This is a genomic window from Nostoc sp. PCC 9305, from assembly GCF_963920915.1.
In the GTDB taxonomy this organism is placed as follows: domain Bacteria; phylum Cyanobacteriota; class Cyanobacteriia; order Cyanobacteriales; family Nostocaceae; genus Nostoc.
In genome coordinates this window covers 1-17,127 of the sequence record NZ_CAWUDN010000021.1, presented here as the reverse complement: position 1 = coordinate 17,127, position 17,127 = coordinate 1, and the positions used below count along the sequence as shown (strand labels likewise).

Genomic DNA, 17,127 nt, shown 5'->3' with positions numbered 1-17,127 from the left:
CGCGTTATATTTAGATGCATTTTTCAGTTTATGACTTTTTGTTAGTCATTAGTCTACGAGTTGGGCATTGGGCATTCCCTATTCCCCACTCCCCTCTCAAAAATAACTAGGATAAGAGACAGGGCTAATTTAAAAATCCCAAATTTCAAATCTCAAATTGATATGACTTCGACATTGCCCGTGCCTGAACCTCATCAAAGCGATTCCGCTAACACTGACGCAAATTCTCTCAGCTGGGAGGAAGAACTGGATAGTGCTATTTTCAGTTTTGAAGACATTCAGACGGAACTGAACTATAAACAAGCACAAACAGCGTTGCGAAACTTGGTAGCCAATCTCGACCTTACTTCCCAAGAAAAAACCGGGTTAGAGACGGAAATTGCTGAGTTGGAAACCATGCTGGGAAAGTTAGACCGGATGGTAGTGCAGATTGCGACTTTTGGCATGGTGGGACGTGGTAAGTCTTCCCTACTCAATTCTTTAGTTGGGCAAACGGTATTTGAAACTGGGCCGCTGCACGGTGTCACCCGTACTGCCCAAACAGTTAATTGGAGTATTAGCGAGGAGATGATTGGGGAAACTGAACGGGCTTTGCGTGTCACTCTCCCTGGTGTAGGTCAATCGCAGGTGGAATTAATTGATACTCCTGGGTTAGATGAAGTAGATGGTGCAACTCGTGCCGCCTTAGCTGAACAGATTGCCAAACAAGCAGATTTGATTTTGTTTGTGATATCTGGCGACATGACAAAGTTAGAATACGCCGCCCTTTCTCAGTTGCGGGAAGCAGGTAAACCGATCATTCTGGTATTTAACAAAGTAGACCAGTATCCAGAAGCAGACCGGATGGCAATTTATCACAAAATCCGAGATGAAAGAGTGCGGGAATTACTCACACCTCTAGAAATTGTTATGGCTGCGGCATCGCCATTGGTGAAGACAGCGATTCGTCGCCCTGATGGTACGAGGGGTATACAGTTGCGTACAGGGAATGCCCAAGTCGAGGAACTGAAGCTGAAAATATTGGAAATTCTGCATCGTGAGGGCAAAGCCTTGGTTGCCCTAAATACTATGCTTTATGCCGATATCGTAAATGAGCAGTTGATAGAACGAAAACTGATGATTCGGGAACAGAATGCCAATCAGTTGATTTGGAAGGCTGTGATGACTAAGGCATTAGCGATCGCACTCAATCCCGTAACTGTGGTAGATATTCTGAGTAGTGTGGTAATTGATATTGCTCTGATCTTGGGTTTATCTAAACTCTATGGCTTCTCCATGACCGAAGCCGGCGCTGTACAACTGCTACAAAAAATCGCCCTGAGTATGGGCGGTATCGGTGCTAGTGAATTGTTAGCAAATTTAGGCTTGAGTGGATTAAAAACTTTACTTGGGATCTCTGCAACAGCTACGGGTGGCATTGCGCTAGGCCCTTATATATCGGTAGCAATTACCCAAGGAGGAGTAGCTGGTGTTTCTTCTTACGGCATTGGACAAGTTACCAAAGTTTATTTAGCCAATGGCGCAACTTGGGGGCCTGATGGCCCGAAAGCAGTAATTAATCGGATTTTGGCAAACTTGGATGAGAGTTCAATTCTTAACCGGATTAAAGATGAATTACTCCACAAAGTAAAACTCAAAAAGTAATGCATCAATAAGCTTTGGTTAGCCATATTTATTGCTTATATCTGATTCGTCAAGAAAAGCTTAAGGTGCCATTTGCTTTACCATCAGACGTAGGACTTACGCACGGGTAACGGAAAACGAACCACAGAGGGCGCAGAGTTCACGGAGGAATGAGAGTTTGAGAGGGTTTTTGCGTAAGTCCTAAGACGAATCAATGAGCTATAAATCATTGCTTCACTTAACTCTGTGTACAACTCATAATCCTTACTCAAACCCCGAAATCGATTGCGACATCTAATTTGTGAATGTACAGGTGCACTACCAACTGCGCTATGACCCCTTAGAGGATGCTTGAAAAGGGTCTTTTGCTCTCATAATTAGCACAGTCAAGCATTTAAGTATATGGCGAGAACCCTAGTTTTTCGTTGTAATTACCGTAGTCCAGAAGGCAAAAATTATACTTTCTGGTACTTTGAAAACATCTTCTTAAAATCAGCTATATACAGTTACTTAGTTATTATTACTTTGTCAAGTTTTCTGGAAACTAAATTTTAAATATCTCTTCTGGCATTCAGCATTCTCTAGGATACTTGCAACAAATAGGTCATACAATGCCCCATCAAAAAGTAAACTACTAACATGGCAGCAGCAGCAAGAGCAACCAAGGTACCAGCTAACATTAGAGAAAATTCTTTACTCTCGTAGGCTTTTTCCATTAAGTGCAGCGACCACGCTACCAGGGCTACATCAAAAAGTAATATAGGAAGCAACATATTTTTTAATATTTGTTAATACTTGTAAAATAATATTAACACCCTTTTCAGGAAGTGTGTCTAACCTTAGATGGATGTCATCAAATGGGAAATGGTGGATCAAGATAATGTTCTGACTGGCACGTTGCGATCGCGCAAGTAACTTTTAATTTCTGCTACGCTTAATTGTCCGTAATGTAACAGTGATGCGAGTAATGCGGCTTCAGCTTTGCCTTCAGTTAGGGCAGTGTAGATATGTTCACAATTACCTGCACCACCAGAAGCAATAACTGGAATTTCTACAGCATCGGCAATTGCCCGTGTAATCTCGATGTCATATCCAGCTTGGGTTCCATCAGCATCCATACTTGTGACTAGCAGTTCTCCGGCCCCCCGTTTTTCAACTTCCTGTGCCCACAATAGGGCATCTAAGCCTGTATTTTCTCTGCCACCCCGCACATACACATCCCAACCTGGATTCTCCGGGTTATTTCTGCGTCTGGCATCAATAGCAACAACTATGCACTGATTACCAAAGCGATCGCTTGCCCGATTAATCAAGTCTGGTTCCCGCACTGCCGCAGAATTAATACTAACCTTATCTGCGCCCGCTCGTAACAAAGCTTTAACATTTTCTAAGGATTGAATGCCACCACCTACAGTCAATGGAATAAAGACCTGTTCAGCAGTGCGGTAGACCACATCTAAAATTGTAGCTCGGTCTTCATGAGTAGCTGTAATATCCAGAAATACTAACTCATCAGCACCGGCTTCGTTGTAAACCTTTGCCAGCTCTACCGGATCGCCTGCATCTTGGAGATTAACAAAGTTAACTCCTTTTACAACCCGTCCCGCCTTCACATCTAAGCACGGTAAGATTCTTTTAGATAACATAATAACTTTTGTACTTCTGGGTAAATGACCGGAATTTAAATTTTAAATTGGCGCGGGTATTCTCAACCGAAAATTTTCATGGGTATTGGGATTAGGAGAGAGGTAACAGGTGACAGGTTATAGGGAATAATCTGTACCCTGTAACCTTTACCCTGTACCCCATTCCCTGTAACTGTACCCTGTACCCCATTCCCTGTAACCTTTACCCTGTAACCTCTACCCTGTAAGAATTATGGCGATAATCTCCTCGAAAAAACAGCCTCCAGAACCCAATAGAGAACCAAAGCAGCGTCGAGAGTCGGCGAAAGCACCATCCACAGAAAATATTTTGAAGCCTGAAGCTGCTATTGATGAACAAGAACAACAGGAAGAAGGTATTCGGCCGCACCGATTTGCCGATTACATTGGACAAAAAGATTTAAAGGATGTGCTAGATATTGCCATTAAAGCAGCTAAGTCTCGTGGTGAGGTGCTGGATCACTTGCTGCTGTATGGGCCGCCGGGATTGGGCAAAACCACAATGGCAATGATTTTAGCATCGGAAATGGGGGTAAATTACAAAATTACCAGTGCGCCAGCCTTAGAACGTCCACGAGATATTGTTGGGCTACTGGTGAACATGAAGCCAGGGGATATCTTATTTGTGGATGAAATTCATCGCCTCTCGCGGATGACGGAAGAAATTCTCTATCCAGCAATGGAAGATTATCGCTTAGATATTACCATTGGTAAGGGTTCCAGCGCTCGGATTAGAAGTTTGCCGCTATCAAAGTTTACCTTAGTGGGTGCTACAACCCGTGTCGGTGCTTTAACTTCACCACTGCGCGATCGCTTCGGCTTAATTCAAAAACTCCGATTTTACGAAGTTGACGAACTGACTCAAATTGTACTGCGAACCGCTCAATTACTCAAAACCCCTATTACACAAGATGGTGCTACAGAAATTGCCCGTCGTTCACGCGGAACGCCACGGATTGCAAATAGGCTACTAAAACGGGTACGTGATTATGCGGAAGTAAAAATATCTGGGGAGATTAATGAAAACATCGCATCTGAAGCATTGCAACTATTCCAAGTAGATCCTTGCGGTTTAGATTGGACAGATCGCCAGATGCTAAGTGTAATAATTGAACAATTTAACGGCGGGCCAGTAGGTTTAGAAACAATGGCAGCAGCCACAGGTGAAGATACTCAAACAATTGAAGAGGTATACGAACCTTACCTCATGCAGATTGGGTATTTAACTCGAACTCATCGCGGCAGGATGGCGACTAAGGCAGCATATAAGCATTTGGGATTCACGCCGCCTAATGAACAGTTGTCATTATTGTAATTACGGGGATTGGGCATTAGGCATTGGGCATTGATACTCGTAAATGAGCCTTTGAACTCCATTCCTCTGCCCCATACTCAATGACAAATGACAAATGACAAATAGGACTTATGCAAAAACCCTCTCAAACTCTCATTCCTCCGTGAACTCTGCGCCCTCTGTGGTTCGTTTTCCGTTACCCGTGCGTAAGTCCTAACAAAGAACAAATTAGGTAAACCTAGATGATTAAGTTGATTAGTATTTTTCTCAGTCTGTTACTTGTGTTTGGCTGGGGTACACCAGTTATGGCACAATCTCAACCGCCCATTACTCAAGAACAGTTAAAACAAGGCGATGAGTGGGCAAATCAAGCGTTTATAGCGACGAATCAAGGTGACTTTGCTACGGCTGAAACTTACTGGACAAAGATTATTGAGCAATTTCCCACGAATGCGGGGGCGTGGAGTAACCGGGGAAATTCGCGGGTGAGCCAGAATAAGTTACAAGAGGCGCTGGCAGATTATAACAAAGCGATAGAACTAGCGCCAAATGTTACCGATCCATATTTGAATCGGGGTGCAGCGTTAGAAGGGATGGGAAAATGGGACGATGCGATCGCAGATTATAATCATGTCTTAGAACTCGATCCTAATGATGCGATGGCATATAACAATCGGGGAAATGCCAAAACAGGTTTAGGAAAATGGGAAGATGCGATCGCAGACTACAAAAAATCTAATGAGATAGCCCCAAATTTTGCTTTCGCCCGTGCGAACTACGCTCTCGCCCTCTATGAAACTGGTCAAAAAGAGCAAGCAATCCGCGAAATGCGAAATATCGCCCGTAAATACTCCAAGTTTGCTGATGTGCGTGCCGCCCTCACAGCTGCATATTGGGTAAATGGAGAACAAGGTGAAGCCGAAAGCAACTGGGTAGCAGCTTATGGACTTGATAGCCGCTACAAAGATATCGACTGGGTAAAAAATATCCGGCGTTGGCCTCCCAGCCTCGTGACAGCTTTGGATAAGTTCTTGAAAATCCAGTAATTTAACAGGTAAATAAAAGGGGAAGCGGAGCAATTGCTCCCACCTGATTCTGAGACTTTTTACACTAAGTTAGTCTCAAGAACTGGCTGATTTTGCTGACGCTTTCCAGTTACCACCATTGGTACACCACCGCCTGGTGCTAACAAGAAGCTTTTCCGAACCGGCAGTACTGGCTTTGTATCAGCTAGTTTTATTTGCCAATCAGATAATACAGTTGCCAATACCAGTTTCATCTCAAATAGGGCAAATGCCATCCCAATACAGCGACGATTACCACCACCAAAGGGCAAATATTCAGATGGAGTAAATTGGCGTTCTAGAAAACGATCTGGCTGAAACTGCTTGGAATTGGGGTATAAATCCTCTCGATGATGGTTCAAATAAATACAAGGAACCAATATAGTACCAGGGTCAAATTTGTAGCCTGCAATTTCTAGAGGTGATTTAACCAATCGATTTAATCCCAACATCGCCACTGGATACAGGCGCATTGTTTCCGAACAAACTGCATTCAAATAAGGTAATCGGAAAATGGCGTTTGGGTCTTTGTTCTCACCCAGAGTATCCAGTTCTTGCATCAGTTTTTCCCAGACTTCAGGCTGATGATGAATCCAGTACAGCGCCCATGCCAAAGAACTGGCTGTAGTTTCATGGCCTGCAACCAACAAAGTCATCAACTCATCACGTAATTCCAAATCTGTCATCGGCTCACCTGCTTCATCACGAGCCGCCATCATTAAAGACAGAATATCACTTCGAGACTCATCAGCAAGCGATCGCCTCTCTTGAATTTCAGCATAGATTAGATCGTCCATTTCCTGCCGCAAACGTAGATAACTTCCCCAAGGACTACGAGGCCCTAAATCCTGTCGTAATAATGGGAACATGAGCAGTATTGCCCGTACAATAGGTCTTTTTGGATTCAGGATCGCAATCAGGATTTCTTTGAGTTTTTCATAACGAAGTCCGTCCTTTAGACCAAATACAGCCTTCAAAATCACCTGAAAGGAGATTTCTTGCATGGATGACAAGACTGTAAAGGTTTCTCCGACTGGCCACTCGCTAGTTACTTGCTGGGTGATTTCACAGATTAAATCACCATAAGCCTGCATTCTTTCCCCATGTAGAGGAGGTGTCAGCAGTTTACGCTGGCGTTGGTGAGGTTTTCCTTCTAAGGATAGTAGAGAATTTGGCCCCAATAAAGGCGAACCTGAACCTGCCGGTGTACCAGAATCTAACTGTTTTGGATCTGTGGTAAAAATCTGCTGAATCGCTTGAGGATTGCTAATGAAGACTTGAGGAGTAAAAACTGGGCCAATTCGGAGAGTGAACATATCACCATAGCTTTTAGCACAGTCTTCCATGTATTCCAATGGGTTAGTCAGCCATTGATACGTCTGTACCCAAGGGTGAGTTTGAGGGCCGTTAGGCAGTTTATGTGCAGACATTTTTATTTATCTCCCAATAAATTGGAGCAAGATCGTTATCAGCTAGTCATTCATCCACGCATAGCTGGATTAATCTTAGAACACAGATTAAATAGATGAACTCACCAATTCTTGAATCTGCCTAGGGGTTAATTCTTGCACATTACGAAAAACTACAGCTGCTCCTGCTGCTATTAGTGTCTTACTGTATGCATCACTACGCGTTGCTGTTTCCTGGACGTGGGGCGGTAAAACCCCTACACCAATCCAAGGGCGAGAAGAATCTAAACGCCGCGCTTTCTCGACGGTATACATATCTGCTACCGTATCTCCCACATACACTACAGCTAATTTTTGCTCAATTCCATTTTCTAACTCACGAACTGTAGCGAAAAGCCCAGTGGGGTCTGGTTTTCCTGGCGCATCTTCCATCGCAATCAACACTGGAGATTCCAAGCCCAGGCGTTTTTCTAATACATAGTTAGCAGAAGCACGAGTTGCACCGCTAAAAAATCCCCAAGCAATCCCCGCTTGGGTAAGTTGTTCTAAATAGCTAGGTTGTAATAATAAAGGTTCATTACAGATATACCCAGTAAAATTATTTGAGTCTGGGCCGCGGTAACGCGATTGAAAAAAAGCAACGATCGCACTGTAATCTAGTTGCAGTTGCTCACGGCTCTGTTTTTGGGTTTCAAAGTAGCGGTAAATTAATTCCTGCGATGCTTCCCAATCGTTATTCCACACGCCTTCAGATTTCAGCTGGTCAATATCTAGTGGGGTTGGACGATATGCTTGGGTGGTAAAATATTCTACCGTATCTGCGATCGCCCGGCGATAAGAACCGCTAACATCGCGCACAACGCCATCAATATCGAAAATAGCGATCGCTTTTGCAGAAGTTGGTTGAGTCATGGAGTAAGAAGCAAAAGAGTTTTACATCATCATAAAACGTGAGATCATGACTCAGGTAAAAAATCGGGGTCGAGGGCTTGCTCTGGCGTAAAGAGAGATTTTTCTGGGAAGATAGCCAAATGCAATTCAGTTTCATCAGCAGCTAAGAGTCTAGCATTGTCATAACACAGCCCAAAAACCTCAGAGAAATAGGGTTTGAGGCTAGGACTTTCTTCTAGAGATTCTCTGAGGCGTTTGCGATGCTCCCGAATTGTTGCTCGCCAACTACCAGAGCGCTTCTCGGCTTGATATTTATACTTCAAGAGGTGCATCAGCACCACTTCCAAATTGCTTCTTAGTGCTTTCTTTTCACTCCTGCCCATTGTTTCAATTTCATCAATCAAATTCTCTAAGTCCAGTTGTGTGAAATTCTTTTGCTTGAGCAGTTCTGCTGTGGTTTGAATCCACAGGTAAAAGTCTTGCTCATACAAATCTGAACCAGATTTTGTTGGAGATTGGGGCAGTTGGGTAGTCACGTCGCTTCGCTCCGAATTCAAAATTCAAAATTCAAAATTAATAATTTCCTGTCTTTGGCGGTCATAAGCCTCTGTAGCTAGCGCCGACTACACCTTAATGCTAGCCCAATCCAATCACTGTTTGGTCATTTGATAGGGTATTGCGTTAAAATAAGCGATCGCTATCCTTGTTAAATAATGCCCGGAAATTCCCGGAGGTGTGATTGACCAAGTTTATTTTGAAAATTCTGTGGTTAGACGAGAACGTTGCTCTAGCAGTGGATCAAGTTGTAGGCAAAGGCACCAGTCCCTTGACTAAGTACTTTTTTTGGCCCAGAAATGATGCCTGGGAAGAGTTAAAAAAGGAATTAGAGTCCAAACATTGGATTACTGATCTGGATCGTGTTGAGTTGCTTAACAAAGCGACAGAAGTGATTAACTACTGGCAAGAGGAAGGCAGAAACCGTCCAATGGCAGAAGCTCAGTTGAAATTTCCAGAAGTTGCCTTTACAGGTAGCGCTTGAGATTACAAAATTAGCTATTGTCGAGTTCTACAAGCTGCCACAGTTTGATAGTCTTGTCCCGGCTGCCGCTTGCAATTAACTGTGTAACTTTGCTCACAGCAACAGCAGATACTGAGTCTATATGACCAGAGAGAGTAACAATCTCTTCTGCTGTGCTTACCCTCCAAAGTTTAACTGTTTTGTCGCAACTTGCACTTAGGAGTGTTTCGCCATCGGCAGTAAAAGCCACAGCCACCACAGACCAAGAATGGCCTACAAGTGTGCAAATTAGCTGACCAGTGTTTACCTCCCACAACTTAATAGTGTTATCATCACTACCCGTCGCCAAAATTTTCCCATCGGGACTAAAAGCGACTGTCAAAACCGCCCATGCATGACCCGAAAGGGTGCTTAACAAGCTATAGCATGGGCGGTTTTGAATTTCTCTCTGGGAACCTTCTATCTGCCACAAGCGAATTGTTCTGTCATAACTAGCGCTGGCGAAAAGCTGTCCTTGGGGACTAAATGCTACTGAATTTACCTGTAATTGGTGTCCAGTTATGGTGCAAATTTCTGTCCCAGTATTTACATCCCAGAGTTTGATTGTCTTATCCCAGCTACCACTAGCGAGAATCTGCCCATTTGGACTAAAAGCAACTGATTTTACCGCGTGTGAGTGTCCCAAGAGGGTGCAGATTTCTTTTAATGTCTCAATCTGCCACAATTTAATAGTTTTATCATCGCTAGCAGTTGCCAGAATTTGACCATCAGGATTGAAGGCAACTGATTTTACAGCCTGGGAATGTCCTGATAAGCTAGCTAGGACTTTTTTGTTATTTAAATCCCACAACTTGATGTTTTTGTCATCACTACCACTGGCTAAAGTGTGACTGTCTGGACTAATGGCAATGGTATTAACCCTACTCAACACACCAGAATCTCCACTTAGGGTATGCAAGCATCGCCAAGGAGGAGTTGGTAATTTAAAATTTTGAGTTTTACATTCCATACCCATTGCTTGCATAACTTCATCAGCCGATTGAAAGCGACGGTTAACAGCGTTGTGCAGCAGCTTGTCGAGGATTTGGGCCAAGCGTAGACTTTTTGAGTCTTGTCGCCAGACATCGCTAACTTTGGTAGTAAGATATTGTTGCCAGACCCAACAATCATTTGCAATATCAAATAAATCAAAGGGAGAAATCTGGGTAAGTAAGTAAATACAAGTTACACCCAAGCTATATAAATCACTCGCAAAAACCGCTTTTCCTCTTGTTTGTTCTGGTGCAGCATATTCTGGACTGCCGATACTGGTTTCAGATGTTAAACGATCGATTTCTGTGACGATTTTCGCAGTGCTAAAATCAACTATGAAAAAATCTCCCTTCTTGCTAATTGGGGATCTACGGATGATATTGTGGGGTTTAATATCGCGGTGGATGATGTGGCGATCGCTAATAAACTGCAAAACTGGCAACAAATCTTCTAACATCTGCCAAATCTGAGTTTCATTAAAAGCGCCTTCTTCTTCAACCACCTGAGCTAAATTAGTGCCTGCAATAAACTCCTGCACTAAAAAAAAATGCCCGTTATGCTGAAAATAATTTAATAAAGCGGGAATTTGCGGGTGCTTTCCTAATTCCTCTAGCTTGTGCGCCTTTTGCTGAAAATTTTTAAATGTTTCGTCTTCCAGCAATAATTCTTGAACGACACAAGGAATTGGCGGAAACTCACCCTCATCTACAGCGAGGAAAGTTTTGCAGAATCCTGCTTTACCAATCTGCTTAAGTAAACGATAACGTTCTTGTAAAAGCAAAATTTCCCTACCTACAAGGTGAGCAAAATACCCTGTTTTTTGCAAGGGCACAACAATGTTCATTGGTGTAAACTTAACGTGAAAGCTACTTCTAGACTTGCTTTTAGATTGCCTAGTTTCCAGTCTCCGACTGGGAATACTTGTCTTTGAGGCTCCGCCTCTCTTTACTGGCGGTAGAGCCACCAGAAGCAGCATTTCCAGCCTCCGGCTGGAAACGAGGTTTTAAAGGAGTTTCAGCTTAAGTTGACACCAAGGAACAATGTTATGCCCCTAACTCATGTTCCTGATGTTACTTATCTTCGGGAAAATTCACAACTATCGGTGGATAACCGTTTTCTGAAGTTGGTTGTGCTTTAGTAACTACTGGTTGTGGATGCAAAGGTGTTGGTGTCAATTCACCCTTACCAGTTTGATTCCATAAAATCATCGATAGTAGCCCATCCACTAAACCGTTATTGCTGCCATTGCTGCCAACTAAAACATCTGGAATCAAGCGAACATTGCGATCGCCTATAATCTGCATTAGTTGCATTGCTGTATAACCTTGTGGCCCCAGAGCTTCTACACCAGCGCGGTAGGTTTCAGCTTTGGCGTTACCTGTGGCTCGGATACCTTCAGCCTCAGCAATTGCCCGGAGTTTTGTACCCTCAGCTTCACCGTTCGCCTGCTTAATTTGGGCTTGGGCTTTGAGGTCAGCAATATGCACACTCTGCTCTGATTTCACCATTTCTTGCTGAATATCAGCCAATGCCGTTTCCCGAACAAGCTGCTGCCGTTGGGTTTGCGCCATCTGCTGGACTTCATAAGTCTTGCGTTCTTCTTCGGCAATCTTCCGGTCTGTCTGTGTCTGCATTAGTGAGGCTGGTGGCAGAATATCACCAATCAGGGTGTCGATCGCTTGTACGTCATAAGCCCGCAATGCTGTTTTAATATACTCAGCAGCCTCAGATTGTCGTTCGCTCCGAGCGGTGAGAAAGTCTAGTACAGTATAGTCTTGGGCTGAGTTGCGGAAATAATTGCCGATAGTCGGTTCTAATACATGGTCTACCAAATTTTGCATTGCACCAACGCGGGAAATTACCTTCGGAGCATCTAAAGCACCGACATGGATAATTTGCGCTACTTCCAAATCAAAGGCAAACCCATCACGCGATCGCACCGTTAAAGAAGCCAGTTTAGCATCATAACTGTGGCGTTCAGTCCGACCTGACCAGTTTAAGACGATGTTGGTCGTTGGCACGAGTTCAATCTTCATAATTCGGGAATTAATCGGGTGCTTACCAGGATATAGCGGTTCGACCCACACACCTTTGTGTCCCTGATTCACCAAATTACCGTGGGTGAAAGCTGCACCGCTGACATCTTGATGTGCCTTGCCCACGAAAGAAATTACCACACCTACATACCCAATGGGAATTTCGGTCATCGGTACTTGTTCAACCTGGACAAACCAAGGGTTCAAGTTCCAAGAACCAGAAAGTAAGGTTTGCTCTTGTAAACCTCGCCGCCCACCGCCATTAATAAATTTTTGACCATTTTGGAAGTTGTCGTGTCCGTCAATTGTGGGGCCTGCAAGTTCACCAGCAGAAATTGGTACGCCATCTAAAGTAGTAACAATGCCAACTTTGTCAGATGCCAGACTATACACCCGTAGCTGTTCTGGAGTCATGCCATGAGCGCTGGCATTTGATGCCATGATGACTTTAAACAGGGCAGTATTTATCCGGTACGTACCAGCCGTAAGAAAACCCATTTGCCGCCCTTTTTCGCCGCCTTGGGTGAGGAATTTTCGAGCATCTTGGAAGTTGTCACAACCCACGATTTTCCCCAAAATCCGCTCTGGTGGATTGGATGCGCCATCTGCTGCCACAATCAAAGCGATTTCCCCTTGGGGAACGACAATTACCGATTCTTTTTTTACAGAATATTGCCAAGGCCAATAGCCCCAATGCCAACCAGGAGCTAAAGTATCTGCCTGCAAACCAGCTTCGCCGTTGAGGGCAATCAAACTGCCAGCAGGGAGTCCACGCCCGGAAAGGGTAAATTTTCTAACTACAATGCCAACTTCCCGTTCGCCAATAACTACTAGTCCCCCGAAGAATAGGGGGACAAATATGACTAAACCGCCAACAACAAGAATAGGAACCACTACAACAGGATTGATTCCAGCAGCTTGATATTGAATCCTGCTAGTTTGTAATTGGGCAATATTAGGTTTAGTCTGATTTAGCTGGACTGATGCCGGAGTGATTTCTTGTGCAGTAGTTATTTTGACAGAAGTAGCATTGGCAGAATGAATACTACCAGAGAGCGCTAACGTTGCTACGACCGATGCTGCAAAACGAGCTACCTTATTTTGTTTACGAGTACCAAGCAAAGATGAAAGGCTTTTCATAATTTGTGCCCAAAAGGGCAACTAATTAGTTAATTTAACACTCCACCAAAGCTTGCCTCGATTTCTTAAACTTGACGTAATTTTTTTTAAAATTAATAAATAAGGAGTCAAAATTCAGAACTCAGAATACTCTATCCATACAGCAGTTTGCAACTAAATGAGGTACAGAACCAAGAATTCACAAACCAAATTATTCTTCTGCTTCCTGCCTCCTGCCTCCTGCCTTCTGCCTCCTGCCTCCTGCCTCAAAACCAGTGACTTTGTACCTCATGCAAAAGAAAACTGCTGTAAAGGGATGGAGTTTTAGCATCCGTATAGAATTTATACTGTTAGCGGTAGCGGGGCGTTTAGCCCATTCTGGCTCCTGACTCCTGAGTTCTTCTGAATAAATATTTTGTAGGTTGGAAATTGCCCAACCTACAAAGTGGAAATATAAAGTTAAATTAGACCGAACCGCCAGCAGCTTGAAACCGAGCGCGGGCGCGTTTGAAGGCTTGGGTTGCCTGAATTTGGGCTTGGCGATCGTCTGCGGAAACTTGACTTAGACGTGCTTCTGCTTGGTTGTAAGCAGTACGAGCTTCATCAAGGTTAATTTTGTCGCCACGTTCAGCGCCGTTAACCAGAATTGTCACTTCATTTTCTTCGACTTCGGCAAAGCCACCCAAAAGAGCGATCGCTTCCCAATTCTGATTTTTTGCGCCACGAACTCGCATGACACCAGTATCTAAAGCGGTCAAAAGTGGTGCGTGTCCAGTTAGGATACCTAGTTGACCAGTAGTGCTAGGCAAAACAACTTCTTCAGCTGGAGCATCCCAGACTGTTTTATCTGGGGAAATTACACGAACGGTTAATGTCATTTGTCTTTTGTCCTTCGTCCTTCGTCTTTTGTCCTTTGTCTTTTGTAATTGCCATTAGTCATTAGCAGTTGAACTAATGACTAATGACCAATACTTCTCTACGAGAGGCTGCGCCAACGGCTTCGCTCAGTACAAGTGACTAATGACTAACCTTTGATTTTTTCAGCTTTGGCGATCGCTTCGTTAATATCGCCAACCAAGTAGAAAGCCTGTTCTGGTAGAGCATCCAATTCACCAGACAGAATTTTTTGGAACCCTTTGATGGTATCTTCCAACTTCACGTACTTACCAGGAGAACCGGTGAATACTTCTGCCACAAAGAACGGCTGAGACAAGAAACGCTCAACTTTCCGGGCCCGCGCTACGATGAGACGGTCTTCTTCAGACAATTCATCTAGACCGAGAATGGCGATAATGTCTTGGAGTTCTTTATAACGTTGCAGAGTTGATTGCACCGCCCGCGCAGTATTGTAGTGTTCGTCACCGACAATATTGGGCTGGAGCATGGTGGAAGTTGAACCAAGGGGGTCAACTGCGGGATAAATTCCCTTAGCTGCCAAACCACGAGATAGTACTGTTGTACCGTCCAAGTGGGCGAAGGTGGTAGCAGGTGCGGGGTCGGTGAGGTCATCCGCTGGTACGTACACTGCTTGAATGGAGGTAATCGAACCCTCGGTAGTGGAGGTAATCCGTTCTTGCAGTTCACCTACGTCGGTTCCCAATGTGGGCTGATATCCCACCGCTGAAGGCATCCGACCTAGTAGCGCCGATACTTCCGAACCTGCTTGTACAAACCGGAAGATGTTGTCAATAAACAACAGCACATCCTGCTTGTTCACATCGCGGAAGTATTCTGCTACTGTCAATCCCGAAAGACCAACCCGCATTCTGGCTCCGGGTGGCTCGTTCATTTGACCGTAGACTAGAGCAATTTTTGATTCATTGAGGTTGTCTTTGTTGATAACCCCAGATTCAATCATTTCGTTGTAAAGGTCATTGCCTTCACGGGTGCGTTCACCCACGCCAGCAAAAACGGATACTCCACCATGCTGAGTAGCGATGTTGTTGATCAACTCCATCATGATCACGGTCTTACCAACACCAGCACCGCCGAACAGACCAATCTTACCGCCGCGTCGATAGGGAGTCAGAAGGTCAACAACTTTAATCCCAGTTTCAAACACGGAAGGTTTGGTTTCCAGGTCGGTGAATTTGGGAGCAGAGCGGTGGATGGGTAGAGTTGCCTCAGCATTTACAGGGCCCCTGTTGTCCACAGGTTCGCCAAGGACGTTGAAAATCCGACCCAAAGTGGCTTTACCAACTGGTACGCTGATGGGAGCGCCTGTATCGCTGACTTCAAAACCGCGGACTAAGCCTTCGGTAGAACTCATCGCAACAGTCCGCACCTGGTTGTCGCCCAGCAGTTGCTGTACTTCAACGGTGATGTTGATTTCCTGTCCAGCTTCGTTGGTGCCTTTGATTTTCAAGGCGTTGTAGATTTGTGGCAATTTCCCGCCGGGAAATTTAACGTCTACAACTGGGCCAATGATTTGGGTAATGTAACCAATGTTTGTTTTTTCTGCGGTTGTGACCATGCTGCGCCTAATGATTGAAGCTAGATTTCAGATAAGGTCGGAGAAGACATAAGAATAAGAAATGTCACCTTTCACTCTAGCACCGGACGGGGACATAACTCTCTTAGTAATTCCTTAAAAAGGTGTTTGGTGGCTACGGTTGTAGTCCCCATCTTGACTAGATTGACGGGATAGGCTCTAGTTTATCCCTAATCTGATTTTTCAGATGCGATCGCCCTAGTTCTCATGCTTTGTATCAAAAAATACCACTAATATAAATTACTTAGATACTTCCACTCGCAAGCAAAAAGCTAGATATTTGATATCTAAATTTGGTCTTGAAATAATGTTTTGTATTCCGTTGTGTACTTTGCGTGGTTACAGCCCATCGAAGACATCACCAACACAGCATTTGCTAAAAGTTAGTTAGCAATATATAGATGTAAACTACATTTCCAAAACTTCTGAATATCCATAAGATGAAGATAGATACAAAAACAACTTTTAGCCAAGCCGCGATGCCTGAGTTGGGCGTACCTGTGGCTTCATTCTCACACTTACACCGAGCAACAGCTTATGAATTTCTCGTCAGCACGACAATATTTTTACCAAGAGATTCAGCAGTCTGACGAGCGTATTGATTTGGCAAAGGCAGCTTTGTATATTGCACAAGAAGAATATCCCAATCTAGATGCAGAAGAATACCTCAACGCCCTTGATACAATGGCGTGGGAGCTACAAGAACGTCTGCCTGACTCACGATATCCTCTGCGGATAGTTCAAAGTATTAACCAGTATCTCTACGATGATTTAAAATTTTCTGGTAATAAAATTGACTATTACGACCCGCGCAACAGCTTTTTCAATGATGTAATAGATCGCCGATTGGGGATTCCCATTACCTTAGCGCTGGTTTACCTGGAAGTTGCTCGACGGATTGATTTTCCAATGGTGGGTATAGGGATGCCAGGACATTTCCTAATCCGCCCAGATATTCCCGATATAGAGATTTTTGTGGATGCTTTCAATGGCGGTGAAATAATATTTGCCCAAGATTGCGAGGAACGCCTATCTCAACTTTATCAGCAACCTGTAACGCTACAACCAGAATTTTTAGCTGTAGTTAGTAATCGGCAATTTTTAGCCCGGATGTTGACAAATTTAAAATTTATTTACCTTAAACAGCAAGAGTTAGAAAAAACGCTGGCAGCAGTTGAACGAATTTTGTTGCTGTTTCCTGGTTTAACTTTAGAATTGCGCGATCGCGGTTTGATCTACTATCAACTCGGTTACTATCCCCAAGCCGTAGACGATTTACAAAATTATTTAGCAAAAGTTCCCAATGCCGAGGATGCATCTGTGATTCGGCGGCTAATTACCGAATTGGGTAAAGAGAAGTAGGGGAAGAGGCAGGGGAGCAGGGGAGCAGAGGAGAAGTTGCAGTAAGTTTTTCCCCTCTGCCCCTCTGCCCAATTACGAATTACGAATTACGAATTACGAATTACGAATTACGAATTACGAATTA

General features: G+C 44.0%; 14 protein-coding genes and 1 pseudogene. 5 read left to right on the top strand and 10 right to left on the bottom strand.

What is annotated here, in order from left to right; genetic code table 11:
* Positions 1 to 162: 162 nt before the first annotated feature.
* The gene (locus tag ACM0OX_RS10155) at positions 163 to 1,644 is read left to right on the top strand and encodes a GTP-binding protein (RefSeq protein ID WP_414514767.1); all 1,482 of its coding nucleotides are present in this window, start codon (positions 163 to 165) and stop codon (positions 1,642 to 1,644) included.
* Positions 1,645 to 1,826: 182 nt separating this feature from the next.
* Here the strand turns inward: ACM0OX_RS10155 and ACM0OX_RS10150 are convergent.
* The 3 genes and pseudogenes from ACM0OX_RS10150 to hisF form a co-directional block, all read right to left on the bottom strand.
* A pseudogene (locus ACM0OX_RS10150) lies at positions 1,827 to 1,910 on the bottom strand (IS5/IS1182 family transposase); the annotation flags it as partial.
* Between the two features lie 294 nt (positions 1,911 to 2,204).
* Complete coding sequence (locus ACM0OX_RS10145; protein ID WP_094348875.1) at positions 2,205 to 2,396, bottom strand: hypothetical protein; 192 nt, start codon at positions 2,394 to 2,396, stop codon at positions 2,205 to 2,207.
* Between the two features lie 99 nt (positions 2,397 to 2,495).
* On the bottom strand, positions 2,496 to 3,269 hold the full coding sequence (gene hisF, locus ACM0OX_RS10140) for an imidazole glycerol phosphate synthase subunit HisF (protein WP_334840134.1): 774 nt from the start codon (positions 3,267 to 3,269) through the stop codon (positions 2,496 to 2,498).
* Positions 3,270 to 3,501: 232 nt separating this feature from the next.
* Here hisF and ruvB point away from each other — a divergent pair, with 232 nt between their 5' ends.
* On the top strand, positions 3,502 to 4,602 hold the full coding sequence (gene ruvB, locus ACM0OX_RS10135) for a Holliday junction branch migration DNA helicase RuvB (protein ID WP_414514766.1): 1,101 nt from the start codon (positions 3,502 to 3,504) through the stop codon (positions 4,600 to 4,602).
* Positions 4,603 to 4,823: 221 nt separating this feature from the next.
* Positions 4,824 to 5,627 carry a tetratricopeptide repeat protein gene (locus ACM0OX_RS10130; protein ID WP_414514765.1) on the top strand — a complete coding sequence of 268 codons (804 nt, stop codon included), beginning with the start codon at positions 4,824 to 4,826 and terminating at the stop codon, positions 5,625 to 5,627.
* Positions 5,628 to 5,686: 59 nt separating this feature from the next.
* Here the strand turns inward: ACM0OX_RS10130 and ACM0OX_RS10125 are convergent, their stop codons facing one another.
* From ACM0OX_RS10125 to ACM0OX_RS10115, 3 genes are all read right to left on the bottom strand, one after another.
* The gene (locus ACM0OX_RS10125; RefSeq protein ID WP_414514764.1) at positions 5,687 to 7,075 is read right to left on the bottom strand and encodes a cytochrome P450; all 1,389 of its coding nucleotides are present in this window, start codon (positions 7,073 to 7,075) and stop codon (positions 5,687 to 5,689) included.
* A gap of 87 nt (positions 7,076 to 7,162) precedes the next feature.
* Positions 7,163 to 7,966, bottom strand: a complete 804-nt coding sequence (locus ACM0OX_RS10120; protein ID WP_414514763.1) for a TIGR01548 family HAD-type hydrolase — start codon at positions 7,964 to 7,966, stop codon at positions 7,163 to 7,165.
* Between the two features lie 44 nt (positions 7,967 to 8,010).
* The gene (locus tag ACM0OX_RS10115; RefSeq protein ID WP_414514762.1) at positions 8,011 to 8,481 is read right to left on the bottom strand and encodes a DUF29 domain-containing protein; all 471 of its coding nucleotides are present in this window, start codon (positions 8,479 to 8,481) and stop codon (positions 8,011 to 8,013) included.
* Between the two features lie 203 nt (positions 8,482 to 8,684).
* Here ACM0OX_RS10115 and ACM0OX_RS10110 point away from each other — a divergent pair, with 203 nt between their 5' ends.
* Positions 8,685 to 8,984 carry a 30S ribosomal protein PSRP-3 gene (locus ACM0OX_RS10110; RefSeq protein WP_094333099.1) on the top strand — a complete coding sequence of 100 codons (300 nt, stop codon included), beginning with the start codon at positions 8,685 to 8,687 and terminating at the stop codon, positions 8,982 to 8,984.
* Between the two features lie 10 nt (positions 8,985 to 8,994).
* Here the strand turns inward: ACM0OX_RS10110 and ACM0OX_RS10105 are convergent, their stop codons facing one another.
* The 4 genes from ACM0OX_RS10105 to atpD all read right to left on the bottom strand — a co-directional run bounded on the left by ACM0OX_RS10105 (position 8,995) and on the right by atpD (position 15,623).
* The gene (locus tag ACM0OX_RS10105; RefSeq protein ID WP_414514761.1) at positions 8,995 to 10,839 is read right to left on the bottom strand and encodes a protein kinase domain-containing protein; all 1,845 of its coding nucleotides are present in this window, start codon (positions 10,837 to 10,839) and stop codon (positions 8,995 to 8,997) included.
* Between the two features lie 226 nt (positions 10,840 to 11,065).
* Positions 11,066 to 13,171, bottom strand: coding sequence for an SPFH domain-containing protein (locus tag ACM0OX_RS10100; protein ID WP_414514760.1), 2,106 nt, complete (start codon positions 13,169 to 13,171; stop codon positions 11,066 to 11,068).
* 443 nt (positions 13,172 to 13,614) lie between these two features.
* Positions 13,615 to 14,028, bottom strand: a complete 414-nt coding sequence (gene atpC / locus ACM0OX_RS10095; RefSeq protein WP_292715968.1) for an ATP synthase F1 subunit epsilon — start codon at positions 14,026 to 14,028, stop codon at positions 13,615 to 13,617.
* A 146-nt stretch (positions 14,029 to 14,174) separates the two neighbouring features.
* Positions 14,175 to 15,623, bottom strand: a complete 1,449-nt coding sequence (gene atpD, locus ACM0OX_RS10090; RefSeq protein WP_335105531.1) for a F0F1 ATP synthase subunit beta — start codon at positions 15,621 to 15,623, stop codon at positions 14,175 to 14,177.
* Positions 15,624 to 16,178: 555 nt separating this feature from the next.
* Here atpD and ACM0OX_RS10085 point away from each other — a divergent pair.
* On the top strand, positions 16,179 to 17,003 hold the full coding sequence (locus ACM0OX_RS10085) for a SirB1 family protein (RefSeq protein ID WP_414514759.1): 825 nt from the start codon (positions 16,179 to 16,181) through the stop codon (positions 17,001 to 17,003).
* Positions 17,004 to 17,127: the final 124 nt, after the last annotated feature.